This window comes from Streptomyces sp. WMMC500, assembly GCF_027497195.1.
Classification (GTDB): Bacteria; Actinomycetota; Actinomycetes; order Streptomycetales; family Streptomycetaceae; genus Streptomyces.
On sequence record NZ_CP114905.1, the window covers coordinates 2,223,539 to 2,248,152 of the forward strand.

Annotated in this window: 22 protein-coding genes; 12 read left to right on the top strand and 10 right to left on the bottom strand. The window is 74.1% G+C overall.

The window, feature by feature from the left end; genetic code table 11:
• The first annotated feature begins 2 nt into the window (after positions 1 to 2).
• The 6 genes from O7599_RS09050 to O7599_RS09075 all read left to right on the top strand — a co-directional run bounded on the left by O7599_RS09050 (position 3) and on the right by O7599_RS09075 (position 10,195).
• Positions 3 to 2,093: an ATP-dependent DNA helicase gene (locus tag O7599_RS09050; protein ID WP_281621613.1), complete on the top strand. Its 2,091-nt coding sequence runs from the start codon at positions 3 to 5 to the stop codon at positions 2,091 to 2,093.
• A gap of 97 nt (positions 2,094 to 2,190) precedes the next feature.
• Positions 2,191 to 4,389 carry an HD domain-containing protein gene (locus O7599_RS09055; protein ID WP_281621614.1) on the top strand — a complete coding sequence of 733 codons (2,199 nt, stop codon included), beginning with the start codon at positions 2,191 to 2,193 and terminating at the stop codon, positions 4,387 to 4,389.
• A 57-nt stretch (positions 4,390 to 4,446) separates the two neighbouring features.
• Positions 4,447 to 6,036 carry a M1 family metallopeptidase gene (locus O7599_RS09060; protein WP_281621615.1) on the top strand — a complete coding sequence of 530 codons (1,590 nt, stop codon included), beginning with the start codon at positions 4,447 to 4,449 and terminating at the stop codon, positions 6,034 to 6,036.
• Positions 6,037 to 6,220: 184 nt separating this feature from the next.
• On the top strand, positions 6,221 to 7,717 hold the full coding sequence (gene hflX / locus O7599_RS09065) for a GTPase HflX (protein WP_281621616.1): 1,497 nt from the start codon (positions 6,221 to 6,223) through the stop codon (positions 7,715 to 7,717).
• An 88-nt stretch (positions 7,718 to 7,805) separates the two neighbouring features.
• Positions 7,806 to 9,323, top strand: a complete 1,518-nt coding sequence (miaB, locus tag O7599_RS09070) for a tRNA (N6-isopentenyl adenosine(37)-C2)-methylthiotransferase MiaB (RefSeq protein WP_281621617.1) — start codon at positions 7,806 to 7,808, stop codon at positions 9,321 to 9,323.
• A 149-nt stretch (positions 9,324 to 9,472) separates the two neighbouring features.
• The gene (locus O7599_RS09075) at positions 9,473 to 10,195 is read left to right on the top strand and encodes a class III extradiol dioxygenase subunit B-like domain-containing protein (protein WP_281621618.1); all 723 of its coding nucleotides are present in this window, start codon (positions 9,473 to 9,475) and stop codon (positions 10,193 to 10,195) included.
• 100 nt (positions 10,196 to 10,295) lie between these two features.
• Here O7599_RS09075 and O7599_RS09080 read toward each other — a convergent pair whose 3' ends face one another.
• Complete coding sequence (locus O7599_RS09080; protein WP_281621619.1) at positions 10,296 to 10,574, bottom strand: hypothetical protein; 279 nt, start codon at positions 10,572 to 10,574, stop codon at positions 10,296 to 10,298.
• A gap of 180 nt (positions 10,575 to 10,754) precedes the next feature.
• On the opposite strand from O7599_RS09080, the gene miaA reads away from it, so the two are divergent.
• From miaA to dapF, 3 genes are all read left to right on the top strand, one after another.
• Positions 10,755 to 11,693 (top strand): tRNA (adenosine(37)-N6)-dimethylallyltransferase MiaA, encoded by a 939-nt coding sequence (gene miaA / locus O7599_RS09085; RefSeq protein ID WP_281621620.1) that lies wholly within the window; start codon positions 10,755 to 10,757, stop codon positions 11,691 to 11,693.
• Between the two features lie 113 nt (positions 11,694 to 11,806).
• On the top strand, positions 11,807 to 12,265 hold the full coding sequence (locus tag O7599_RS09090) for a hypothetical protein (protein ID WP_281623321.1): 459 nt from the start codon (positions 11,807 to 11,809) through the stop codon (positions 12,263 to 12,265).
• A 68-nt stretch (positions 12,266 to 12,333) separates the two neighbouring features.
• Positions 12,334 to 13,200 carry a diaminopimelate epimerase gene (dapF, locus tag O7599_RS09095; RefSeq protein WP_281621621.1) on the top strand — a complete coding sequence of 289 codons (867 nt, stop codon included), beginning with the start codon at positions 12,334 to 12,336 and terminating at the stop codon, positions 13,198 to 13,200.
• A 38-nt stretch (positions 13,201 to 13,238) separates the two neighbouring features.
• On the opposite strand, the gene O7599_RS09100 is transcribed toward dapF, so the two are convergent.
• The 5 genes from O7599_RS09100 to O7599_RS09120 form a co-directional block, all read right to left on the bottom strand.
• Positions 13,239 to 14,825, bottom strand: coding sequence for an FAD-dependent monooxygenase (locus O7599_RS09100; RefSeq protein WP_281621622.1), 1,587 nt, complete (start codon positions 14,823 to 14,825; stop codon positions 13,239 to 13,241).
• 130 nt (positions 14,826 to 14,955) lie between these two features.
• Positions 14,956 to 15,918: an ABC transporter permease subunit gene (locus O7599_RS09105; protein ID WP_281621623.1), complete on the bottom strand. Its 963-nt coding sequence runs from the start codon at positions 15,916 to 15,918 to the stop codon at positions 14,956 to 14,958.
• Positions 15,915 to 16,586 (bottom strand): amino acid ABC transporter permease, encoded by a 672-nt coding sequence (locus O7599_RS09110; protein ID WP_281621624.1) that lies wholly within the window; start codon positions 16,584 to 16,586, stop codon positions 15,915 to 15,917. Before O7599_RS09110 ends, O7599_RS09105 begins: the two co-directional genes overlap by 4 nt.
• Positions 16,587 to 16,701: 115 nt before the next feature.
• Entirely contained in the window at positions 16,702 to 17,544 is an 843-nt protein-coding gene (locus O7599_RS09115; protein ID WP_281621625.1) for a glutamate ABC transporter substrate-binding protein, read from the bottom strand.
• 36 nt (positions 17,545 to 17,580) lie between these two features.
• Complete coding sequence (locus tag O7599_RS09120; protein ID WP_281621626.1) at positions 17,581 to 18,360, bottom strand: amino acid ABC transporter ATP-binding protein; 780 nt, start codon at positions 18,358 to 18,360, stop codon at positions 17,581 to 17,583.
• A 277-nt stretch (positions 18,361 to 18,637) separates the two neighbouring features.
• On the opposite strand from O7599_RS09120, the gene O7599_RS09125 reads away from it, so the two are divergent.
• Together O7599_RS09125 and O7599_RS09130 are read left to right on the top strand one after the other, a co-directional pair.
• Complete coding sequence (locus O7599_RS09125) at positions 18,638 to 19,384, top strand: response regulator transcription factor (RefSeq protein ID WP_281621627.1); 747 nt, start codon at positions 18,638 to 18,640, stop codon at positions 19,382 to 19,384.
• A gap of 12 nt (positions 19,385 to 19,396) precedes the next feature.
• Entirely contained in the window at positions 19,397 to 20,830 is a 1,434-nt protein-coding gene (locus O7599_RS09130) for a HAMP domain-containing sensor histidine kinase (protein ID WP_281621628.1), read from the top strand.
• On the opposite strand, the gene O7599_RS09135 is transcribed toward O7599_RS09130, so the two are convergent.
• Together O7599_RS09135 and O7599_RS09140 are read right to left on the bottom strand one after the other, a co-directional pair.
• Positions 20,827 to 22,035 (bottom strand): AI-2E family transporter, encoded by a 1,209-nt coding sequence (locus O7599_RS09135; RefSeq protein WP_348652596.1) that lies wholly within the window; start codon positions 22,033 to 22,035, stop codon positions 20,827 to 20,829. The two genes, O7599_RS09130 and O7599_RS09135, sit on opposite strands and share 4 nt — an antisense overlap.
• A 153-nt stretch (positions 22,036 to 22,188) precedes the next feature.
• Positions 22,189 to 22,383: a DUF3046 domain-containing protein gene (locus tag O7599_RS09140; RefSeq protein WP_281621630.1), complete on the bottom strand. Its 195-nt coding sequence runs from the start codon at positions 22,381 to 22,383 to the stop codon at positions 22,189 to 22,191.
• A 90-nt stretch (positions 22,384 to 22,473) separates the two neighbouring features.
• Here O7599_RS09140 and O7599_RS09145 point away from each other — a divergent pair, with 90 nt between their 5' ends.
• The gene (locus tag O7599_RS09145) at positions 22,474 to 23,379 is read left to right on the top strand and encodes a hypothetical protein (protein WP_281621631.1); all 906 of its coding nucleotides are present in this window, start codon (positions 22,474 to 22,476) and stop codon (positions 23,377 to 23,379) included.
• A gap of 48 nt (positions 23,380 to 23,427) precedes the next feature.
• On the opposite strand, the gene O7599_RS09150 is transcribed toward O7599_RS09145, so the two are convergent.
• Both O7599_RS09150 and O7599_RS09155 read right to left on the bottom strand, forming a co-directional pair.
• Positions 23,428 to 23,736 carry an AzlD domain-containing protein gene (locus tag O7599_RS09150; protein WP_281621632.1) on the bottom strand — a complete coding sequence of 103 codons (309 nt, stop codon included), beginning with the start codon at positions 23,734 to 23,736 and terminating at the stop codon, positions 23,428 to 23,430.
• Entirely contained in the window at positions 23,733 to 24,509 is a 777-nt protein-coding gene (locus O7599_RS09155) for an AzlC family ABC transporter permease (RefSeq protein WP_281621633.1), read from the bottom strand. The genes O7599_RS09150 and O7599_RS09155 overlap by 4 nt, the downstream gene beginning before the upstream one ends.
• Between the last annotated feature and the right edge of the window lie 105 nt (positions 24,510 to 24,614).

The window sequence follows — 24,614 nt, forward strand, 5'->3', positions numbered from 1 at the left end:
CCATGGCAGACCAGAACCTCCTCGCGCCCGACGACGGCGCCGGCACGCCCGCGCACGACGCCCCGGGCGGCCCCGAGGGCCCGGAGGGCCCGGACGACAGCGGTGACCGCGGCGAGCTGCGCGAGCTGCTCCATGCGGCCGTGGCCGCCGTCGGCGGCCACGAGCGGGAGGGTCAGGTGGCGATGGCCGAGGCGGTCGCGGCGGCGATCGCGGACGGCTCGCACCTGCTGGCGCAGGCCGGGACGGGGACGGGCAAGTCGCTGGGCTATCTGGTGCCGGCGCTCGCGCACGGCGAGCGCGTCGTGATCGCGACGGCGACGCTGGCGCTGCAGCGGCAGCTCGTCGAGCGCGATCTGCCGCGCACGGTGGAGGCGCTGCACCCGCGGCTGCGCCGGCGCCCCGAGTTCGCGACGCTGAAGGGCCGGTCGAACTACCTGTGCCTGCACCGGGTGCACGAGGGCGTGCCGCAGGACGACCCGGACCTGGGCGCCGGGCTCTTCGACCCGTTCGAGAGCGCGTCGTCGCAGCCGTCGAGCAAGCTCGGCCAGGATCTGCTGCGGCTGCGCGACTGGGCGGACGAGACGGAGAGCGGCGACCGGGACTCGCTGACGCCGGGGGTCTCCGACCGCGCCTGGTCGCAGGTGTCGGTGTCGGCCCGGGAGTGCCTGAGCGCGGCGCGCTGCGCGTACGGTCCCGAGTGCTTCGCGGAGGCGGCGCGGGAGCGGGCGAAGCTGGCGGACGTGGTGGTCACGAACCACGCACTGCTGGCCATCGACGCCCTGGAGGGCGCCCCGGTGCTGCCGTCGCACGAGGTGCTGATCGTCGACGAGGCGCACGAGCTGGTCTCCCGCGTCACCGGCGTGGCCACCGGGGAGCTGACGCCGGGGCGGGTCAACCGCGCGGTGCGGCTGTCCGCGAAGCTGGTCAACGAGAAGGCGGCGGACGCGCTGCAGACGGCGGCGGAGAGCTTCGAGCGGCTGATGGAGCTGGCGCTGCCGGGCCGGCTGGAGCCCGTTCCGGAGGACCTGGGGTACGCGCTGCTGGCGCTGCGGGACGCCTCGCGCACGGTCATCTCCGCGCTGGGCACGACGCGCGACTCCTCGGTGCAGGACGAGGACGTGGTGCGCCGCCTCGCGCTGGCCTCGGTGGAGAACGTGCAGGAGGTCGCCGAGCGGATCACGCAGGGCTCGGAGTTCGACGTGGTGTGGTTCGAGCGGCACGACCGGTTCGGGGCGTCGCTGCGGGTGGCGCCGCTGTCGGTGTCGGGGCTGGTGCGCGAGAAGGTGTTCAGCGACCGTTCGGTGACACTCACCTCGGCGACGCTCAAGCTGGGCGGCGACTTCGCGGGGATCGGCGCCTCGCTGGGGCTGCCGCCGGAGGGCGGCGGCGAGGAGGGCGCCCCGGTCTGGAAGGGCCTCGACGTCGGCTCCCCCTTCGAGTACCGCAAGCAGGGCATCCTGTACGTCGCCCGGCATCTGGAGCGGCCCGGCCGGGACGGCACGCGCAAGGACATGCTCGACGAGCTTGCGGAGCTGGTGGAGGCGGCCGGCGGGCGCACGCTGGGGCTGTTCTCCTCGAAGCGGGCGGCCGAGGCGGCGGCCACGGAGCTGCGCGGCCGGCTCGACGTCCCGGTGCTGCTGCAGGGCGAGGAGACGCTCGGCGAGCTGATCAAGCGCTTCGCGGCGGACGAGCCGACGTGCCTGTTCGGCAGTCTGTCGCTGTGGCAGGGCGTCGATGTGCCGGGTGCCGGCTGCCAGTTGGTGGTGATGGACCGCATCCCCTTCCCACGGCCCGACGACCCGCTGGCCACCGCGCGCCAGGAGGCGGTGGAGAAGGCCGGCGGCAACGGCTTCATGGCGGTCGCGGCGACGCACGCGGCGCTGCTCATGGCGCAGGGCGCCGGCCGGCTCGTCCGCGCCACGGGTGACCGCGGTGTCGTCGCCGTGCTCGATCCGCGGCTGGCGACGGCCCGTTACGGCAGCTATCTGCGCGCGTCCATGCCCGACTTCTGGTATACGACCGACCGCAACCAGGTACGTCGTTCGCTGGCCGCGATCGACGCGGCGGCACGGTCGGATCGCTCGAATGGGTGATCTGGACCACGCTGAGCGAGAGGCGCCCGGCGCTGCGTGATGGGCTCGGTAGCATCAAGTACCGGCACGGGAGCCGGTGAGCTGCCGGAGGTGCCGATTGAGCGCAGGGGTCCACAGTCCGGGCAATCCGGCGGGCGGCGCCCGCCGACGCGGCAGGGCCCGCCTCGATCTCCGTCGGCTGGGCCGCGTGGCTCTGCTGGGCGGCGCCTCGTCGCGCGACGGCCTGCCGCACGCCCTGGAGCATGTGGCCAAGGCGCACCGCGGGTTCTATCCCGACGCCGACATTCCCACGCTGCGTACGGCGTACCTGCTCGCCGAGGACGCGCACCGGGGCCAGACGCGCAAGAGCGGTGACCCGTACATCACCCATCCGCTGGCCGTCACCCTGATCCTCGCCGAACTCGGCGCGGAGACCACGACGTTGACGGCGTCGCTGCTGCACGACACCGTCGAGGACACCGAGGTGACGCTCGACCAGGTGCGGGCGGGCTTCGGCGAGGAGGTGGCGTACCTCGTCGACGGAGTCACCAAGCTGGAGAAGGTCGACTACGGCGCCGCCGCCGAGCCCGAGACGTTCCGCAAGATGCTGGTGGCCACCGGCAGCGACGTCCGGGTGATGTCGATCAAGCTCGCGGACCGGCTGCACAACATGCGCACGCTGGGCGTGATGCGCCGGGAGAAGCAGGTGCGCATCGCGCGGGTGACGCACGACGTGCTGATCCCGCTGGCCGAGCGGCTCGGCGTGCAGGCGATCAAGACCGAGCTGGAGGACCTGGTCTTCGCCGTCCTGCACCCCGAGGACTACGCGCGCAGCCGGGAGTTGCTGCTCGCGAACGCCGGGCGGCCGGACCCGCTGGAGGAGACCGCGGCCGAGATGCGCGAGGTCCTGCACGCCGCGGGCATCACCGCGGAGGTGGCCATCCGGCCGCGGCACGTCGTCTCGGTGCACCGGGTGCTGAAGAAGCGCGGCGAGCTGCGCGGGACGGACTTCGGCCGGCTGCTGGTGCTGGTGCCGGAGGCGGCCGACTGCTACGCGGTGCTGGGCGAGTTGCACACGTGTTTCAAGCCCGTGCCCGCGGAGTTCAAGGACTTCATCGCCGTACCGAAGTTCAACCTCTACCAGTCGCTGCACACGGCCGTCGCCGACCAGCGCGGGTACGTCGTCGAGACGCTGGTACGCAGCCGGCAGATGCACCGCGTCGCCGAGGCCGGCGTGGTGGCCCTGGCCAGCCCGCTGGCACGGCCCGCGGCCGGTCAGGTGGGCGACTGGCTGAAGCGGCTGCTGGAGTGGCAGCGCGCCACGCCCGACCCCGACGCCTTCTGGTCCGCCTTACGCGAGGACCTCGCCCCCGATCAGGAGATCACGGTCTTCTGCGACCCGGGCGGGCCGCTGGTGCTGCCCGCGGGGGCCAGTTGTGTGGACGCGGCGTACGCGCGCCACGGGGAGACGGCGCACACGCTGGTGGGCGCGCGCGTCAACGGACGGCTCGCCGGCCTCGGGACGCGGCTGCGTGACGGTGACACGCTGACGCTGCTGCTGGCGCCGGAGGCGTCGGGGCCCGCGCCGGAGTGGCTGGACCACGCGCAGACGCCGGCGGCGCGGATCGCCATCACGCGCTGGCTGGCGGACCACCCGGCGGCCCGGATCGCGGACGCGGCGCTCCCCCTCCCGGCCGACTACGCCCCGGCAGCCGCGGTCGCGACGGCGCTGCCCGGTTCCCCCGCGGACGACGTCACGGCGGACGTCACGGCGGGCGCCCCCGCCGTCCTACCGGCTGAGGGCGTGCCGCGCGCCGCCGAGCCCGCCGTCGCCGAGCTGCCGGACGCCGCGCTCCGCCTCGCCCGTTGCTGTACGCCCGTGCCCCCCGACGCCGTCACCGGCTTCGTCGTCCGCGGCGGCGCCGTCGCCGTGCACCGGGCGCAGTGCGCCTCCGTGGCCCGCATGGCCGCCGCCGGCCGCCGCGAACTGCGCGTCCACTGGCGTACGGGCGAGGGCGCACCCCCCGCCGACCTGCGGGTGACGCTCAAGGCGGAGGCGTTCGTACGGGCCCACCTGCTCGCCGACCTCACCGAGGCCATCGCCGCCGAGGGCGTCGCCATCGTCGCCGCCGACGTCGAGCCGCCGCGCCAGCAGCGGGTACGGCACACGTACACGCTCCTGCTCCCCGACCCGGCGGGGCTGCCGGGCCTGATGCGGGCGATGCGCCGGGTGCCCGGGGTGTACGACGTCTCCCGCGCCCAGCACCCCCCGGGCGCGGACCGGCAGGCGCCCGGCGTGCGGGCCCGCACTCGTTAGAGTGCACCGCTGCCGCGTCGGCGGGGCGCGGCGTCCGCCCGCTGATAGCGGTAGCGCATGCTCCGCTCCGTCCGCCGGCGCCGTGCGCCGCGCCACGCCCTGCTCGCCGTCACCGTGCTCGCCACCCTGGCCGCCGCACCGGGCGCCCCGCCCGCGCCGGCCCCGCCCGGCGGGGCTGCCGGGCCCGCCGTCCAGCCGCCGCCCCGCCCCGCCGGCATCGGCGACCCGCTCTTCCCGCACCTCGGCAACCCCGGCTACGACGTCCGCGCCTACGACATCGCCCTCACCTACCGCGGCCGCAACGACGTTCCCCTGAGCGCCCGCACCGAGATCACGGCCCGGGTCACGGCCCGGCTGCCCCGCCTCAACCTCGACTTCACCCACGGCACGGTCCGCGACGTCACCGTGAACGGCCGGCCCGCCGCGCACGCCCGCGCCGGCGAGGACCTCGTCGTCACCCCGGCCCGCACCCTGTACCCCGGCGACACGCTGCGCGTCGCCGTACGGCACACCAGCGACCCCCGCGGCGGGGGCGGCGGCTGGATCCGCACCGGGGACGGCCTGGCGATGGCCAACCAGGCCGACGCCGCGCACCGCGTCTTCCCCGGCAACGACCACCCCGCGGACAAGGCCCGCTTCACCTTCCGCGTCACCGCGCCCGGGGACCTCACCGTCGTCGCCAACGGCCTGGGCCTGGACCGCGAGCGGGCCGGCGCCCGCACCACGTGGACGTACCGCACCGCGCACCCCATGGCCACCGAGCTGGCCCAGGTCTCCATCGGCCGCTCCGCCGTGCTGCGTGGCACGGGCCCGCACGGGCTGCCGCTGCGCCACGTCGTGCCCGAGCGCGACCGGCGCGCGGCCCGGCCGGTCGTCGACCGCACGTCCGCGCAGATCGCCTGGATGGAGCGGCAGGTGGGCCGCTACCCGCTGGAGTCGTACGGGGTGCTGTCCGTGGACGCGCCGCTGAACTTCGCGCTGGAGACGCAGACCCTGTCGGTCTTCGGCCGCGACTTCCTGCGGTCGGCGGCCGGGCATCCGGAGCGCGCCGAGCGCGTGTTCGTGCACGAGCTGGCCCACCAGTGGTTCGGCAACAGCGTGACGCCGCGCAGGTGGTCGGATCTGTGGCTGAACGAGGGCCATGCGACCTGGTACGAGGCGCTGTTCACCGACGAGCGGCACGACCGCGGCAGCCTGGTGCACCGGATGCGCGCGGCGTACGAGCTGTCCGACGCCTGGCGGAGGGAGGGCGGCCCGCCGGCCGCGCCCCGGCCGCCCGCGGGTGGCGGCCGGCTGGAGCTGTTCCGTCCGGTGGTCTACGACGGCGGCGCACTGGTGCTGTACGCGCTGCGCCGGGAGATCGGTACCCGGGCGTTCGGCGAGCTGGAACGCGCCTGGGTGACGCGCCACCGGGACGGCACCGCCGGCACCGCGGACTTCGTCGCGCTCGCGTCCGAGGTCGCCGGCCGCGACCTGGAGGGCTTCCTGCACGCCTGGCTGTACGACGAGCGCACCCCGCCGATGCCGGGCCACCCCGGCTGGAGGACGGCCGAGCCGGCGCAGACGGCCAAGACAGCCAAAAGGGCCAAGACGGCGGAGACAGCCGAGACAGCCGAGACAGCCAAGACGGCGCCGACCGCGCGCTGAGCCGTCGGGTCCGCGGGGCCGGCCGGGCGCGCCCGGGCGGGCCCCGCGGGTGGTAAAGCGGGTGACGCCCGTGCGGCAGCGTGCGACCATCGTGGATGCCACGACGCCCGCCGTGCGAGGAATCCTCCCGGTCTGCTGGGCGTTGTCGTAGAAGCAGGCAACCGCTCTCACAGACAAGGATCCGATGACTTCTCCCACCCACCTTCCCCAGGACGATCAGCGTCTCCCGGAAGGCCTGCGTGCCGACGCCCTCATGGAAGCCGAAGCCGCGTGGAGTCCCGGATCCGACGCCGGTCGTGACGGCGATCAGTTCGACCGCGAGGACCGTGCGGCCCTGCGCCGCGTGGCGGGTCTGTCGACGGAGCTGGAGGACGTCACCGAGGTCGAGTACCGGCAGCTCCGGCTGGAGCGGGTCGTGCTCGTCGGCGTGTGGACCTCCGGTACGGCCCAGGACGCCGAGAACTCGCTCGCGGAGCTGGCCGCGCTCGCCGAGACGGCCGGCGCGGTCGTGCTCGACGGCGTGGTGCAGCGCCGCGAGAGGCCCGACCCCGCGACGTACATCGGTTCCGGCAAGGCGCTGGAGCTGCGCGACATCGTGGTCGAGACCGCGGCCGACACGGTCGTCTGCGACGGTGAGCTGAGCCCCGGCCAGCTCATCCACCTCGAAGACGTCGTCAAGGTCAAGGTCGTGGACCGTACCGCCCTGATCCTCGACATCTTCGCCCAGCACGCCAAGTCCCGCGAGGGCAAGGCGCAGGTCGCGCTGGCGCAGATGCAGTACATGCTGCCGCGACTGCGCGGCTGGGGTCAGTCGCTGTCCCGGCAGATGGGCGGCGGCGGCTCGGGCTCCGCGGGCGGCGGCATGGCCACCCGCGGCCCCGGCGAGACGAAGATCGAGACGGACCGGCGGCGCATCCGCGAGAAGATGGCGAAGCTCCGCCGCGAGATCGCGGACATGAAGACCGGCCGCGACGTCAAGCGGCAGGAGCGCAAGCGGCACAAGGTGCCGTCGGCCGCCATCGCCGGTTACACGAACGCGGGCAAGTCCTCGCTGCTCAACCGGCTCACGGGCGCGGGCGTGCTGGTGGAGAACGCGCTGTTCGCCACCCTCGACCCGACCGTGCGCCGCGCGGAGACGCCCAGCGGACGGCTGTACACGCTGGCGGACACCGTCGGTTTCGTACGGCACCTGCCGCACCACCTCGTCGAGGCGTTCCGCTCCACGATGGAGGAGGTCGGCGACGCCGACCTGATCCTGCACGTGGTCGACGGCTCGCACCCGGCGCCCGAGGAGCAGCTCGCCAGCGTGCGCGAGGTGATCCGTGACGTGGGTGCGACGTCGGTGCCCGAGATCGTGGTGATCAACAAGGCGGACATCGCCGATCCGGACGTGCTGCGCCGGCTGCTGCGCATGGAGCCGCGGGCGATCGCGGTCTCGGCCGCGACCGGCGCCGGGATCGAGGAGCTGAAGGCGCTCGTCGACGTGGAGCTGCCGCGACCTCAGGTCGAGATCGAGGCGGTCGTGCCGTACACGAAGGGGGCGCTCGTCTCCCGCGTGCACGACGAGGGCGAGGTGCTCGTGGAGGAGCACATCGCCGCGGGCACGCTGCTCAAGGCCCGGGTGCACGAGGAACTGGCCGCCGAGCTGAAGCGCTACGCCCCCGCGGGACAGGCCGACTGAGGCGTCCGCGGAAGTCGTAGACTGACGGACGGGCCGCCCCGGGCGGCCCGTCCGTGAACCACCCGTCGCCGTTTGGATGATCCCTGGCATGCCCGAGGAAGTCGCACAGCCGCGCACGTACGAGGTCAGGACGTTCGGTTGCCAGATGAACGTCCACGACAGCGAACGGATGTCGGGGCTGCTTGAGGAGGCGGGCTACGTCCGCGCGGAGCCGGGCTCCGGCACCACCGACACCACCGCCGACGTCGTCGTGTTCAACACCTGCGCGGTGCGCGAGAACGCCGACAACCGGCTGTACGGCAACCTCGGCCAGCTCGCGCCGAAGAAGGCCGCGAAGCCGGGCATGCAGATCGCGGTCGGCGGCTGTCTGGCACAGAAGGACCGCGACACGATCGTCAGTCGCGCCCCGTACGTCGACGTCGTCTTCGGCACGCACAACGTCGGCAAGCTGCCGGTGCTGCTGGAGCGGGCGCGGGTGGCGCGCGAGGCACAGGTCGAGATCGCCGAGTCGCTGGAGGCGTTCCCCTCGACGCTGCCGACCCGGCGCGAGAGCCCGTACGCCGCGTGGGTCTCGGTCTCCGTGGGGTGCAACAACACATGTACGTTCTGCATCGTCCCGGCGCTGCGCGGCAAGGAGAAGGACCGCCGCAGCGGCGACATCCTCGCCGAGGTCGAGGCGCTGGTCGCGGAGGGCGTCAGCGAGATCACGCTGCTGGGACAGAACGTCAACGCGTACGGGTCCGACATCGGCGACCGGCAGGCGTTCGGCAAACTGCTGCGGGCCTGCGGCCGCGTCGAGGGTCTTGAGCGGGTGCGCTTCACCTCGCCGCACCCGAGGGACTTCACCGACGACGTGATCGAGGCGATGGCCGAGACGCCGAACGTGATGCCTCAGTTGCACATGCCGCTGCAGTCCGGCTCGGACACGGTGCTGCGCGCGATGCGGCGCTCGTACCGGCAGGAGCGGTACCTGGGCATCATCGAGAAGGTGCGGGCCGCGATCCCGGACGCGGCGATCACCACCGACATCATCGTCGGCTTCCCCGGCGAGACCGAGGCGGACTTCGAGCAGACGCTGCACGTGGTGCGCGAGGCGCGCTTCGCGCAGGCGTTCACGTTCCAGTACTCGAAGCGGCCGGGGACGCCGGCGGCGGAGATGGCCGGGCAGGTGCCGAAGGCGGTCGTTCAGGAGCGGTACGAGCGGCTGGTGGCCCTCCAGGAGGACGTCTCCTGGGCGGAGAACAAGAAGCAGGTGGGCCGGGTGCTGGAGGTCATGGTCGCGGAGGGCGAGGGCCGCAAGGACGGTGCCACGCGCCGGTTGTCCGGCCGGGCGCCGGACAACCGGCTGGTGCACTTCGCGCGGCCGGAGGAGCCGGTGCGGCCGGGCGACATGGCGACGGTCGAGATCACGTACGCGGCGCCGCACCACCTGCTCGCCGAGGCCCCGCCGCGGACGGTGCGGCGCACCCGCTCCGGCGACGCCTGGGCGGCGCGGCAGGCCGCGCCGGACGCGGGCGGCACCGGCGGCAAGGGCGTGCTGCTGGGGCTGCCGAAGGTGGGCGTCCCGGACCCGCTGCCGGCGGCGGAGGGCTGCGCGGCGCACTGAACGGCTCCGCCGGGCGGATGGCGGGCTGCTCCCGGGGCAGCGCGGACGCGGGGCAGACCGCCGCGGCGTCCGGGCGTACACGTGACGGGCGTGCACGCGCCGCCCGCGGACTTTCCGACCGCCGCGGCCCGGCGGCTAGGCTGCCGCTCATGCTCGTCGCCGCCGCCTGCTGCCCGTGTCCGCCCCTGCTGGTGCCCGAGGTGGCCTCCGGCGCCGCAGGCGAGCTGGAGGCGCTCAGAGCGGCGTGTATGGACGCCGTGGGGGTGCTGGCGGCGGCGCGGCCGGACGTGCTGGTCGTCGTCGGGCCCGCGGACCAGGCCGGGCGGGGGCCGTATCCGCAGGGGGCCGGCGGCTCGTTCCGCGGCTTCGGCGTGGATCTGGCGGTACGGCTCGGGCAGGCCGACGATACGGAGCCGGAGCCCGCCGAACGGGAGCTGCCCCCGTCACTGGCGGTGGGCGCATGGCTGCTGGAGCGGGCGGAGTGGAACGGCACGCCCGTGCGGGGGCTGGGCGTCGGCGAGCCGCTGGCGCCCGAGCGCTGCGCCGAGACGGGCAGGGAGATCGCCGCGGGGGCGCGGCGGGTGGCGCTGCTGGTCCTGGGCGACGGCAGTGCGCGCCGCTCGCAGAAGGCTCCCGGCTACTACGACGAGCGGGCCGCCGGCTTCGACGCGGAGGCGGCCCGCGCCCTCGGGGACGCGGACACGGCGGCCCTGGCGGCGCTGGACGCGGAGCCGGCCGCCGCCCTGCAGGCCACGGGCCGCGCCTGCTGGCAGGTCGCCGCGGGCGCCGCGGAGAACGCCGAACTGAGCGGAGCGCTGCTGTACAACGAGGCGCCGTACGGCGTGGGTTACTTCGTCGCCACCTGGTCCTGACCCCGGCCGGCACGCCGCACCGGACGGCACACCGCACCGGACGGCACGGCGGCGACCCGGAGGCCGCGGGCCCCGGGCGGGGCCGCGGCCTTTCCGGGTGTTACTTGCGGGCTTCGTCGCCCGCGTCGCTGTCCGCGGCCCCCTCGGCCGACTGCTGCTTGGGGATCCCCGCGGTGCCGGCATCCGTGCTCGCCGGCTCCTCTGCGGCCTCCGGCCGCGCCCCGGTCGTCCCGGTCGCCGCCGTCTCCCCGGCCGCCTCGGTCGCCGCGGTCGCCTCGGCCTCCCCGGACTGCGGTTCGGCCGCGGGAGCCGGCTCCTTCGCGGCCTGCCCCTCACCGCTCGACCCGCCGCGACGAAGAAGCTTGGCAAAAACGCCCATCTTCACTCCATAACTGACTTGTGTGGGCGAAATTCCGCGCCGCCCGGAGCGTCCCATTGCGCCGCCCGGGGGCCCGGTCCGTAAACCGGCGTCCGGAACCTCGGAACGGCAAACGACGCCGCGGCCACCGCGTTACGTCACTCGTTCGAGGGGCGTCCCGTCGTTTGCGAGACTTGCCCCGTGACAGAGACCACCCCCCGTCCCCAGGTCGTCGCGGTCGTCGGGGCCACGGCCACCGGCAAGTCCGAGCTGGGTGTCGCGCTCGCCCGGCGCCTCGGCGGCGAGATCGTCAACGCCGACTCGATGCAGCTCTACCGGGGGATGAACATCGGCACGGCCAAACTGACGCCCGCCGAGCGGCAGGGCGTGCCGCACCACCTGCTCGACGTGTGGGACGTCACGGAGACCGCCAGCGTCGCCGCGTACCAGGGGCTGGCCCGCGCCGAGATCGACCGGCTCGGCACGCTCGGCCGCACCGCGGTGCTCGTCGGCGGCTCCGGGCTGTACGTGCGCGGCGCCGTCGACGCCATGGACTTCCCCGGCACCGACCCCGCCGTCCGCGCCCGGCTGGAGGCGGAGCTGGCGGCCGGCGGGCCCGGACCGCTGCACGCCCGGCTCGCCGCCGCCGACCCCGACGCCGCCCGCGCGATCCTGCCGGGCAACGGCCGCCGGATCGTCCGAGCGCTGGAGGTGATCGAGCTGACCGGCCGCCCCTTCACGGCCAACCTCCCGGCGCACGAGTCCGTCTACGACACCGTCCAGATCGGCATCGCCGTGCCGCGCCCGGAACTGGCGGACCGGATCGAGCGGCGCGTGCACCGGATGTGGCGGGCGGGTCTGGTGGACGAGGTGCGGCGGCTCGAAGCGGAAGGGCTGCGTGAGGGCCGTACCGCCGCCAGGGCCCTGGGGTACCAGCAGGTGCTGTCGTTCCTCGCCGGCGAGTGCACGGAAGCGGAGGCCCGGGACGAGACCGTGCGGGCCACCCGGAGGTTTGCGCGGCGGCAGGACACGTGGTTTCGGCGCGACCCGCGCGTGCACTGGATCAGCGGCTCGGAGACCGATCGTGACCGCCTTCCGGACACCGCGTGTGACCTACTCGAACGGTCGGTCACAGGCTGATCACGTCATGGCATCGGGACGCCTCGGTGGCACTGCGGATGTTCCCGCCCGTGCCATCATCGAGGCGAGCTGGGAAGCCTGAAAGTCGCCGGAGGTTGGGAGGGCACGTGGCTATGGAGGCCGGCCCTCGTGACAGTCGACGGGAGCCGCAGGACGACCGGATCGCCGGGCCCGTGGCAGAGCCCGCGGACGACCTCGCGGGGGACCTCACGGAGGCGCCGGAGCCTGTGGGCCAGGAGTCGTTCCGTGAGCTGCGCCCGCCGCGGCTCCTCCGCTTCTGGCAGCTCGCCCCCATCGTCGCGCTCGCCGCGCTGGGCTCGCTGATGTTCGCCTTCCCGCTGGCCTTCGAGTTCGGCGGCGGCGGCCCCGTCGTGGCGATGCTCGGGCTGCTCATCAGTTGCTGCGCAGCCGGGTGGGCCATGATGGCCGCGCGCCGGGTCGGGCTGGCGCTGCCCGGGCTGCCGCGGCGCGGCTCGGGGCGGCGGGCGGACTGGCGGATCGTGCTGCTGTACGCGGCGGCGGTGGCGGGCGTCGTGGCGCTCGCCGTGTGGCGGGTGGCCCGGCTGGGCTGACCGGCGCCCGGCGCCCGGTCGCTTCCCGTCGCCGGGGCGATGTCGGCGCGAGCGGTTACGATCGCAGAGTGAGCACCGCGCACCTGCACTTCCTCAAGGGACACGGCACCGAGAACGACTTCGTGATCGTCCCGGACCCGGCCGGTCTCATCAACCTGTCCCCCGCCGCGGTGGCGCGGCTCTGCGACCGCCGGGCGGGCATCGGCGCCGACGGCCTGCTGCGGGTCGTACGGTCGGAGGCACACCCGGAGGGGCGGCGGATGGCCGCCGACGCGGAGTGGTTCATGGACTACCGCAACGCGGACGGCAGCATCGCCGAGATGTGCGGGAACGGGGTGCGGGTCTTCGCCCGCTACCTGCAGCACGCCGGGCTCGCGGAGACCGGCGACCTGGCGGTCGGCACGCGCGCGGGGGTGCGGCGCGTGCACCTGGCGAAGGACGGCGACGTGACGGTCGGCATGGGCCGGGCCGTGCTCCCGGCCGGCCCGGACGCCGAGGTGACGGTCACGGTGGGCGAGCGGAGCTGGCCCGCGCGCAACGTGGGGATGGGCAACCCGCACGCGGTGGCGTTCGTCGCCGACCTCGCGGACGCGGGGCGGCTGTACGAGGCGCCCGGGGTCGCGCCGGCGGCGGTGTACCCCCAGGGGGTGAACGTGGAGTTCGTCGTGGACCGCGGCCCGCGGCAGGTGGCGATGCGGGTCCACGAGCGCGGCTCGGGCGAGACCCGCTCGTGCGGTACGGGCGCGTGCGCGGTGGCCGTCGCGACGGCCCGCCGCGACGGCGTGGACCCGGCGGTGACGGGCCGCCCGGAGACGTACACGGTGGACGTGCCGGGGGGCCGCCTCGTGGTGACCGAACACCCCGACGGCGAGGTGGAGATGACGGGCCCGGCCCTCATCGTCGCCGAAGGCGACACGACGGCCGACTGGCTGTAGCGCCACCGGCTCACGGCCCGGGCCCGTGCGCGTCCGCGCTACTCGTCCGCGTCGTCCGCCCGCCCCAGCATCCGGTTGGCGCACAGCCGCATCGACTCCTCGCGCACCCCCGCCAGCGCCGCCATCAGGTGGCCGTCCGGGCGGATGTACAGCACCGTGTGCGCCGCCGCGCCCGGATACGCCTCCGCGACCAGCAGCCTGGCGCGGACGGGGAGTTCGCCCACCAGCCGCGTGAGCTTCGGCATCAGGCCCGCCTGCAGCCAGCGGCTGCGGTCCCAGACGCCGGTGCCCGGGGCGATCAGCACCACCAGCGGGTCGCCCCCCAGCCGCTCGGAGAGCCGGCCCGTCCAGCCGTCCGGCGCGATCACCTGGACGTCGTCGACCCGGGCGCCGGGGGCCGTGCCCACCTCCACCGCCCCGGCCAGCCCCGTCGGCGCCGTGTCGTACACCGGCGGGCCGCCTATCCGGCCGCGGCCCAGGTGCCCGTCCGTGAGCAGCTCCGCCGCCGACCTGCCGCGCACCGCCGCCCGCAGGCCCCCCGCCCGCCGCAGCAGCGGGCGGACCTGGTCGGCGGCGCGCAGCCGCGCGCTGATCGCGCCGCGGCGCTCGGTGACGTAGGTGTCGACGAGGTCGTCGCCGGAGTCGTCGCGGCCGGCCTGGTGCCAGACGCGGCCGAGCTTCCAGGCGAGGTTCTCGGCGTCGGCGAGGCCCTCGTCGAGCTGCTGGGTGCCGAGGGAGCCCACGAGGTGGGCGGCGTCGCCGGCGAGCAGCACGCGGCCGCGGCGCCAGCGGCGGGCGAGCCGGTGGTGCACGGTGTGCACGCCGGTGTCGAGGAGTTCGTACGACGGGTGACGGGTGCCCGTCCAGGCCCGCAGGGTGGCCTCCAGCCGCGCGACGAGGGCCTCGGGGGTGACGACGCCGCCGCCCGGCGGGAGCAGCCAGTCCAGCCGCCACCGGTCGTCGCCGAGCGGGCGGGCGACGCACTCGGCGCCGGGCCCGCTGCGCGCGGTGCCGCGGTACAGGACGCCCTCACCGGGCCACGGCAGGTCGGCGCGTACGGCGGCGACCGCGTGCCGCTCGACGGCCGTACGGCCGGCGTAGGGCACCTCCAGCAGCTTGCGCACGGTCGACCGGGCGCCGTCGCAGCCGACGAGCCAACTGCCGCGCCACCAGGTCCCGGCCCGGGTGCGGACGTTGACGCCGTACGGCTCCTGCGTCAGCTCCGTCAGCCGGCTGCCGCGGAAGACCTCCACGTGGTGGGAGTTGTCGGCCAGCCCCGCAAGCGTGCTGGTCAGAGCGGACTGCGCGACGTGCAGCGGGGCGGGGCCCGGGGCCTCGCCGAACTCGACCCGCACCTGCGTCCGGCCGCCGCGCAGCACGCGCCAGCCGGTGAGCCGGGCGCCGTGCTCGCGGGCGCCGGCGGCGCCGAGGCGGTCGAGGAACGCGGCGGCGGGCGGGCGCAGCACGGCGGTACGGGCCGGGCGCGGACCCGCGGGCCTGCCGTCCTGGTCGGCGTCGCCCGCGGGCCGGTCGTCGAGGAGGACCGTGGGGACCGCGTGCCGGGCCAGAGCCAACGACAGGGCGAGCCCCACAGGGCCCGCCCCGACGATGATCACCGGGTCCACGGCGAAGCGCCTCCGGCGCGATGGTGCCTACGTACGAGGGGGGTTGGAGCCCGGTGCGCGATCACACGAGGTATGCAACCCACTGCCGGACACCCCAGTCAAGCTGAGGGCCGACGGCCGCCCCTTCGGGCTACGTCCCGCCGCCGTCTCCCCCGCCACCGCCGCCGTCCGCCCCGTCCACGAGGGTGCCGCCACCGCCCGCGACGCCGGGCGCTCCGCCCGCCGCGCCGGTGCTCAGGTCGTCCACGGCCGCGACCCCGACCACCGCGCCGGTGGTCCGCTTGCCGCGCCGGACCACGCGCTCCAGCCAGCTCGCGAGGGACGTGAGGATGAAGTTCACGATGACGTAGATCACCGCGACGACGACGAAGCTGGCGAACACGTTGGAGTAGTTCGACGCCAGCGTGCGCCGCTCGATGAGCAGTTCGCTGAAGCCGATCATCACGCCGCCGAGCGCGGTGTCCTTCACGATGACGACGAGCTGGCTGACGATCGCCGGCAGCATCGCGGTGACGGCCTGGGGCAGCAGCACGGAACCCATCATCTGGCCCTTGCGCAGGCCGATGGCCTTGGCCGCCTCGCTCTGCCCGCGGGGCAGGGAGAGGATGCCGGCGCGGACGATCTCGGCGAGCACGGCGGCGTTGTAGAGCACGAGCCCGGTGACGACGGCGTACAGCGGGCGCTGCTCGCTGCCTATGTCGGTGTACTCCGCGTAGAACTGGTTCGCGAACAGCATCAGGAGCAGCACGGGGATGGCGCGGAAGAACTCCACGACCGCGCCCGCCGGGATCCGCACCCACGCGTGGTCCGACAGCCGCGCGATGCCGAACAGCGCCCCCAGCGGCAGCGCGATGAGCAGCGCGAGGCCGGCCGCCTTCAGCGTCTCGCCCAGGCCCGGCAGCAGGTACGTGGTCCACGCCTGGGAGTCGGTGAAGAACGGCTTCCACAGCCGCCACTCGAGCTGGTCCTTCGCGTTCAGCTTGTCGAGGACCCACCACACGCCGAGGGCCAGCACGACGAGGAAGACCGCGCTGTAGACGACGTTGCGCGCCTTGGCCCGCGGGCCGGGGGCGTCGTAGAGAACGGAGCTCATCGCTTGACCGCCACCTTCTTGCCGACCCAGCCGAGAACGAGCCCGGTCGGCAGGGTCAGCACGACGAAGCCGAGGGCGAAGATCGCCGAGATGAGGAGGAGCTGCGCCTCGTTCTCGATCATCTCCTTCATGAGCAGGGACGCCTCGGCGACCCCGATGGCGGCCGCCACCGTGGTGTTCTTGGTGAGGGCGATGAGGACGTTGGTGAGCGGGCCGACGACCGAGCGGAACGCCTGGGGCAGCACGATGAGGGAGAGGACCTGGGTGAAGCTCAGCCCGATGGCGCGGGCGGCCTCCGCCTGGCCGACCGGCACGGTGTTGATGCCCGAGCGCAGCGCCTCGCAGACGAACGCGGCGGTGTACGCGGACAGTCCGAGCACCGCCAGCCGGAAGTACTTGGAGTCGAAGTCGACGCCGGCGCCCAGGGTGACGCCGAAGATGTCGGAGAGTCCGAGGGCGCAGAAGACGATGATGACCGTCAGGGGGATGTTCCGGATGACGTTCACGTAGACCGCGCCGAAGCCCCGCATGAGCGGAACGGGGCTGACCCGCATGCCCGCCAGGATCGTCCCCAGGATGAGGGAGAACAGGCCCGACAGCAGGGTGAGTTTCACCGTGACCCAGAACGAGTCCAGGATCTGTGAGTCGTATTCCGAAATGATGTCCAACGTCAGTCCAGCGCTCTCGCCTTAAGTGGACGCGGTGGTGCGCCACCCGGACCGGGGGCGCACCACCGCTCTGCCAGTGCGGCCGCACCGCCGCGGTGGCGGCGGTGCGTTCGGCTCACTTCTTGATGTCGCCGATCTTCGGCGCGGGCTCGAAGTCGTAGTTCGCGGGGCCGAGGTTGGCGTCCATGAACTTCTCCCACGAGCCGTCGGAGACCATCTTCTCCAGGGCGGCGTCGATGTCGGTCTTCATCTTCTCGTCGCCCTTCTGGACGCCGATGCCGTAGTTCTCGTTGCTGAGGTTCAGCCCGGCGAGCTTGAACTTGCCCTTGTTCTCCTCCTTCGCGGCGTAGCCGGCGAGGATGGAGTCGTCGGTGGTCAGGGCGTCGATCGAGCCGCCGGCGACGGCGTCGAGGCACTCGGAGTAGCCGGGGCGCTCGGCGAGCTCGGCCTCGGGCGCGATGGTGTCCGTGACGTTCTGCGCCGAGGTGGAGCCGGTGACCGAGCAGAGGGTCTTGCCGTTGAGGTCCTCGCCCTTGGTGATGTTGTCGTCGGCGCGGATCAGCAGGTCCTGGTGGGCCAGCAGGTACGGGCCCGCGAAGTCAACCTTCGCCTCGCGCTCGTCGGTGATCGAGTAGGTGGCGGCGATGAAGTCGACGTCGCCGCGCTCCAGCATGGTCTCGCGGTCGGCGCTGATCGCCTCCTTCCACTCGATCTGGTCCGCGGAGTAGCCGAGTTCCTTGGCCACGTACGTGGCGACGTCCACGTCGAAGCCCGAGTACGAGCCGTCGGGCTCCTTCAGGCCGAGGCCGGGCTGGTCGAACTTGATGCCGATGGTGATCGAGTCCTTGCCGCCGCCGTCACCGCTGTCACCGCCGTCGTCGTCGGAGCCGCACGCGGCCGCGGTGACGGAGAGGGCGAGTGCGCAGGCAGCGGCCGCGCTGACCTTGCGGAGATTCATGGTGAGCATCCTTCTGTCTGGTGTGTTGCCGGCAGCTCAGTGGTGCAGGATCTTCGACAGGAAGTCCTTCGCCCGGTCGCTGCGAGGGTTGGTGAAGAACTGGTCGGGCGTCGTCTCTTCCACGATCTGGCCGTCGGACATGAAGACCACCCGGTTCGCCGCCGAGCGGGCGAAGCCCATCTCGTGCGTGACGACGACCATAGTCATACCGTCCCGGGCGAGTTGCTGCATGACTTCCAGCACCTCGTTGATCATCTCGGGGTCGAGGGCCGAGGTGGGCTCGTCGAAGAGCATCACCTTGGGCTCCATCGCCAGCGCGCGGGCGATGGCCACCCGCTGCTGCTGGCCGCCGGAGAGCTGCGCGGGGTACTTGTCCGCCTGGTTGCCGACGCCCACCCGGTCGAGCAGGGCCCTGGCGGAGGTCTCCGCGGCCGCCTTGTCCTTCTTGCGGACCTTGACCTGCCCGAGGGTCACGTTCTGCAGCACGGTCTTGTGGGCGAAGAGGTTGAAGGACTGGAAGACCATGCCCACGTCGGCGCGGAGCTTGGCCAGCTCACGGCCCTCGGCGGGCAGCGGCTTGCCGTCCAGGGTGATGCGGCCGGAGTCGATGGGCTCCAGCCGGTTGATCGCACGGCAGAGCGTGGACTTCCCGGACCCGGAAGGTCCGATGACGACGACGACCTCACCGCGCGCGATCGTCAGGTCGATGTCCTGGAGCACGTGCAGCGCACCGAAATGCTTGTTGACGTTGTCCAGCACGACCAGCGGTTCGCCCGCCGCCGGAACGGCGTCCTTGGCCATCGAAACCTCGGTCATCCGCGTCTTGCTCCGTCCTCTTCGGTTGCCTGGACCTTAGTGAGCAGCCTCGACCAGCGTCATCACATCTGAGGGGAAATTGAGCATAACGATCCGGCCGCAATCGGACACAATAGAAGAAATCGGGACGCCGCTCTTCCCTCCTGTCACATAACGGAAACCGCTGGGTGACCTGGCCGGACTTGACGGGAGAGGGCCGTATCCGCATGTATTCGAGTGCGGGCTGATATTCGAGTGCGGGCTGAGACGATACGCGAGTCAGGGAACAGGAGGGCCGATGAGGCTGCTGCTCGTCGAGGACGACGACCACGTGGCCACCGCGCTCTCCGCGGTGCTGGCCCGGCACGGCTTCGAGGTGGGCATGGCCCACAGCGGCCAGGAGGCGCTGCAGGAGCTGCTGCACAGCGAGCTGGCCCCGTTCGACGTGGTGCTGCTGGACCTGGGGCTGCCCGACCAGGACGGCTTCGAGGTGTGCGGACGGATCCGCAAGCTGACCGGCACGCCCGTGATCATGGTGACCGCGCGCTCCGACGTCCGGTCCCGCATCCATGGGCTCAACCTGGGCGCCGACGACTATGTCGTCAAGCCGTACGACATGGGCGAGCTGCTCGCGCGCGTACACGCCGTCGCCCGGCGCACCGCGGCGGCGGAGCCGGAGCCCCCCGCCGGCACGGGCGGCGCGGGCGGCGCGGGCGCGGCCGGGGAGCGGGCCGACGATCCCGCGGCGCCGCTGGTCGTGGGCCCCGTGACGCTGGAGCCCCACGCCCGCCGGGTCAGCGTCGGCGGCGCGGAGGTGCAGCTCACCCGCAAGGAGTTCGACCTGCTCGCGCTGCTCGCGGCGCGCCCCGGCGTGGTGTTCCGGCGGGAGCAGATCATCAGCGAGGTGTGGCGCAGCAGTTGGGAGGGTACGGGCCGGACCCTGGAGGTCCACATCGCCTCCCTGCGCAGCAAGCTCGGTCTGCCCGCGCTCATCGAGACGGTGCGGGGCGTCGGCTATCGCCTCGTGCCCCCGCCGGCCGGCTGAGGCCCTGTCCGTATGCGTACCCGGCTGCTCCCCCTGCTCATCGTGCTCATGGCAGGCATGCTGCTCGCGCTCGGCTTTCCGCTCGCCGACCGCATCGCCGGGCAGGAGCAGCAGCACGTGATCGTGGACCGTATCGACGACACCGCCCGTTTCGCGTCCCTCGCGCAGTACGTCTCCTCCCGCAACGAGGCCCGCCCGCCGTCGGAGGACGAGCGGCTGCGCGCGCTGCAGGAGGAGCTGCGCCGGTATCACGACCTCTACGGCATCCGCGCCGGCGTCTACTACCGCGATCGCACCGCGATGGCCGCCGCCCCCGCGGGCTGGCGGGCCATGGCCGGCGCCGAGGGCGAGCGGGCCTACTCCGAGTCCCTGGCGGGCCGCCGCAGCCACGACCCCCCGCAGGTGTGGCCCTGGCAGCAGCACAGGCTGACGGTCGCCTCCCCGGTCGTACGGGACGGGGACGTGGTCGCCGTCGTGGTCACCGAATCGCCCACCGGGGCCATGCGCTCGCGCACCCTCACCGGCTGGCTCTGGCTCGGCGCCGGCATCGCCGCGGCGATGACGGCCGCGGTGGCGGTGGCGTACCGGCTGACCGGCTGGGTGCTCAAGCCGGTGCGCGTGCTCGACAAGGCCACGCACGACATCGCCACCGGCCGGCTGAAGTCCCGCGTCGCCGCCGCCGGCGGGCCGCCGGAGCTGCGCCGCCTCGCCGGTTCCTTCAACGAGATGGCCGACAACGTCGAGGACGTGCTGGAGCGGCAGCGCACCTTCGTCGCCGACGCCTCCCACCAGCTCCGCAACCCACTGTCCGCGCTGCTGCTGCGCATCGAGCTGCTGCGCCTGGAGGCGCCGCACGCCGCCGCGGAGATCGAGTCGGTGCAGGCGGAGGGCACCCGGCTGGCCCGGGTCCTGGACGACCTGCTGGACCTGGCGCTGGCCGAGCACTCGCCCGCCGACCTGCGGGTGACCGACGTGGCCCGGCTGGCGGCCGAGCGGGTCGCGAGCTGGCGTCCGCTGGCCGGGGGACACGACGTACGGCTGTTCCTGTCCGGCGTCCCGGCCGTGACCGGCTGGGCGGACCCGGTGGCGCTGTCCAGCGCGCTGGACGCGGTGGTGGACAACGCCGTGAAGTTCTCGCCGCGGGGCGGCGAGGTGGAGGTGCGGGTGGACGCGGACGGCGACGAGGTGACGGTCGTGGTCGCCGACGGCGGGCCGGGGCTCACCGACGAGGAGCTGGGCCGCATCGGCGACCGCTTCTGGCGCAGCGGACGGCATCAGAACGTCTCCGGCTCGGGTCTGGGGCTGTCCATCGTCCGGGCGCTGCTCGCGGCGGGCGGGGGACGTATCTCGTATGAACGTAACGAGCCGAGGGGGCTCCGGGTGACGATCGCGGTGCCGCGGAACGCGCCGGAGGGCGGCGGGCGGGATCTGCCGGACGGGGGCTAGGTGTCGCGGGGGGCGTCGCCGGACGGCCCGCCGGGGTCCTGGCCGGAGTTCTTGCGGGAGTCCCCGCCGGAGTCCCCACCGGACGCTCTGCGGGGGTGGCGCCGCAGCGTGGTGCGCATCCTGGCGAGCCGGACGGGGCCGCCGCGGCGGCGCCTGGGCCGGTCGTCGTGGACGCGTTCGTCGACCTCGTAGCGGCGTACGTACGCGGAGAGGAACGCCTGCAGCGTCGCCGTCGCCGGGATCGCGATCAGCGCGCCGACCGCGCCCAGCAGCGCCGCGCCGGCGACGACCGAGCCGAAGGCCACGGCGGGGTGGACGTCCACGGTCCGCGCGGTGATCCTCGGCTGCAGCAGGTAGTTCTCGAACTGCTGGTAGAGGATCACAAACCCGAGCAGCCAGAGCGCGGTCCACGGCCCGACGGTGAACGCCAGCAGGATCGGCAGGGATCCGGCGATGTACGTGCCCACGGTCGGCACGAACTGCGAGACGACCCCCACCCACACCGCGAGCGCGGGCGCGTACGGCACGTCCAGCAGCAGCATCACGATGTAGTGCGCCACGCCCGAGACGATCGCCATCAGGCCGCGCGAGTACAGGTAGCCGCCGGTCTTGGCGACCGCGATCTCCCAGGCCCGCAGCACCTCGGCCTGCCGCGCGGGCGGCAGTACGGAGCAGATCGCGCGGCGCAGCCGCGGACCCTCGGCGGTGAAGTAGAAGGCGAAGAGCACCACCGTCAGCGCGGTGAACAGGCCGCCGAGGACGGTGGTGGAGATGCCCCAGACGTTGTCGGCGCTGCGCTGCAGGTAGTCGCGTACGGTGTCGGACTTCAGGAAGTCCTGCTGGAGGTCGTCCACGCGCAGTTCGGTGCCGAACTGCTCGTTGATCCACTCCACGAGGGACTCGACGTAGTCCGGGAAGTTCTCGACGATCAGCCGGATCTGGTCGGCGACCAGCGAACCGAGGGCGGCGATGAACGCCGCGGCGGCCGCCAGCACGCCGAGGAAGACGAGCGCGGTCGCGGTGCCGCGGCGCATGCCGCGGGCGGCGAGGCGGTCGACGGCGGGCTCGCAGGCCAGCCCGATGAAGAAGGCCACCACGATGTTGATCAGCAGCCCGTACAGCTCGTGGAAGGCCCATTCCGCGACGTGGAAGCAGGCGACCAGGGCCAGCGCGAGCACTATCGCGCGGGGCAGCCAGGGGGGCATGCGCTCGCGGGAGGCCGGGGGCGGGGCGCCGTCGCCCGGGGGCGGGCCGGGCGCGGCGGATTCGGCGGGGGTCTCTGGTGCGCGAGCGGTGTCGTCAGAAGCAGCCGATGGAGCCATGAACGAACAGTGTGGCCGACCGCCGTCGCGGCATCGTCAGCGCATCTCCCCCGGGATGTCCATCGCCGCGCACACCCCGCGCCAGACGTCGCGCGCGTCCCACCCGGCGTCCAGCGCCTCGTGGACCGTACGGCCGCCCAGCTCGGACATCACGTGGTCGCGGGCGAAGGAGTCGACGTAGGGCTCGCCGAAGTAGTCGCGCATCCGCTGCCAGAAGACCGTCAACCGCATGCGTCCATTATCCCGCCCGTAACCGCACCTGAGAGTGCTCCCGGCCCGTTGGCCTCCCGGCCGGGCCCGCCGGGCTCGTAACGTCGCCCCATGGCTGACTCCCCGCAGGTCCGCGCCGCAGAGTTCATCTGGCTGACCGCCCGTGTGCTGGAGCAGCGCCGGTTCGCCCACCACTTCGTGCCCGGCGCCGCCGACGCCGACGGGGTGGAGAAGGCGCTGGAGGCGTACCGGAACGCCGACGGCGGCTACGGGCACGCCCTGGACCCCGACCTGCGCGGTCCGGGCAGCCAGCCGCTGCACACCGCGCACGCGCTGCGGGTGCTCGACTCGCTCGGCCGCTGCACCGGCCGCCGCGCCGAGGACGTCTGCCGCTACCTGACCGCCGTCTCCAACGCCGACGGCGCCCTGCCCGCCGTGCACCCCTCGCTGCGCGGCTACCCGGCCGCCCCGTGGCTGCCGGTGCCCGCGGACCCGCCGAGCGCGCTGCTGACCACCGCGCCGGTCGTGGGGCTGCTGCACCGCAACGACATCTGGCACGCCTGGCTCTTCCGCGCCACCGACTTCTGCTGGCACGCCGTCGAGACACTGCGCGGGAGCCATCCGTACGAGGCGGAGGCCGCGGTGTCCTTCCTCGACCACGTGCCCGACCGGAGGCGCGCCGAGGCCGCGGCGGACCGGCTGGGCCGGCTGGTGCGCGCCGAGCGGCTGGTGCTGCTGGAGCCGGGCAGGGCGGGCGCCGAGCCGGCCGCGGAGGGGCACGCGCCGGGCGAGCACCACCACCCGCACGACTTCGCCCGGCGGCCGGGGTCGCTGGCCCGGCGCTGGTTCAGCGACGCGGAGATGGCGCGGTCGCTGGACTTCCTGGCGGCGAACCAGCGGGCGGACGGCGGGTGGCCGGTGGCGTGGCGGCGCTGGTCGCCGGGGGCGGAGCTGGAGGCCCGGCCGCTGGCGACGCTGGAGGCGCTGCTGACGCTGCGGGCGTACGGGCGGATCTGACGGCGCGCGGTGCGGGGCGGTCAGCCGGTCAGCCCCTCGGCCGGCCGGTCAGGCGCTCACGGCCCGTACCGCCGCCGTGACGACCACGGCGGCGGTCACGACGAGCAGGAACGGCGCCCGCAGCAGCAGCGCGACGCCGGCGGCCCCCAGGCCCGCGGCGCGGGCGTCGAGGACCAGCGCCGTGCCGTCGGCGAAGGTCTGCTGCGCGGTGAGCGCCGCCAGCAGGGCGACGGGCAGCAGGGCGGCCAGGCGCCGCACGAGGGGGCGCTCCAGGGCGCCCGAGGGCACGGAGAGGCCGAGCAGCTTGACGGCGTAGCAGCCGGCGAAGGTCAGCCCGATCGCAAGCCAGGTGGTCACGCGGCACCCTCCCCCTTGTACGCGTCCGGGCCGTCCGCGGCCTCCCCGGAGACAGCCGGCGCGCGCCCGCGCGCGTGCCTCCCGTGCAGCGCCAGCACCAGCGGCGCCGCCAGCGCGGCCACCAGCACCGGCGTCCCGGCGGGCAGCGCGGGCAGCGCGCCGAGCACGAGCGCGACGGCGACGACCGCGGTGGCCCGCTCCACGGTCCCCGTGAGCATCGGCCCCACCAGCGCCAGGAACACCGCGGGCCCGGCGGCGTCCAGGCCCCAGGCGGCGGTGTCGCCGATGGCCTCGGCGCCGAGCACGCCGGCGAGGGTGGTGAGGTTCCAGCACACGTAGAGGGTCAGCCCGGTGACGGCGAAGCCGAGGCGCTGGGCGCGGCGGGTGGGCTGGGCGATGGTGACGACGGCCGTCTCGTCGATGACCCACTGGGCGGCGAGCGGGCGCAGCGCGCGGGGCAGCCGGAGCATGGGGGCCAGGCGCAGCCCGTAGAACGCGTTCCGTACGCCGAGGAAGAAGGCCCCGGCCGCGGCGGCGAACGCGCCGCCGCCCGCGGCGACCGCGCCGGCGAGGGCGAACTGCGAGGCGCCGGTGAAGATCAGCAGGCTCATCGCGCAGGCCTGCGCGGCGCTGAGCCCGGCGCCGGCCGCGGTGACGCCGAACGCGAATCCGGAGAGCCCGACGGCGACGCCGACTCCGAGCCCGTCGCGCAGGGCGGCGCGGTCCTCGGGCGCGGGCTCTGCGGTGGGCGGAGGCTGTGCTTCTGTGGCCATGCGCCGGACGTTATGCGGCCGGGGTGCGACCGGTCTTGTACGTTCTTGCACGTCCTGACCGGCGCGGCTGGCCGGGTCCGGGTCTCGGCCGGCCCGCTCGGGCGA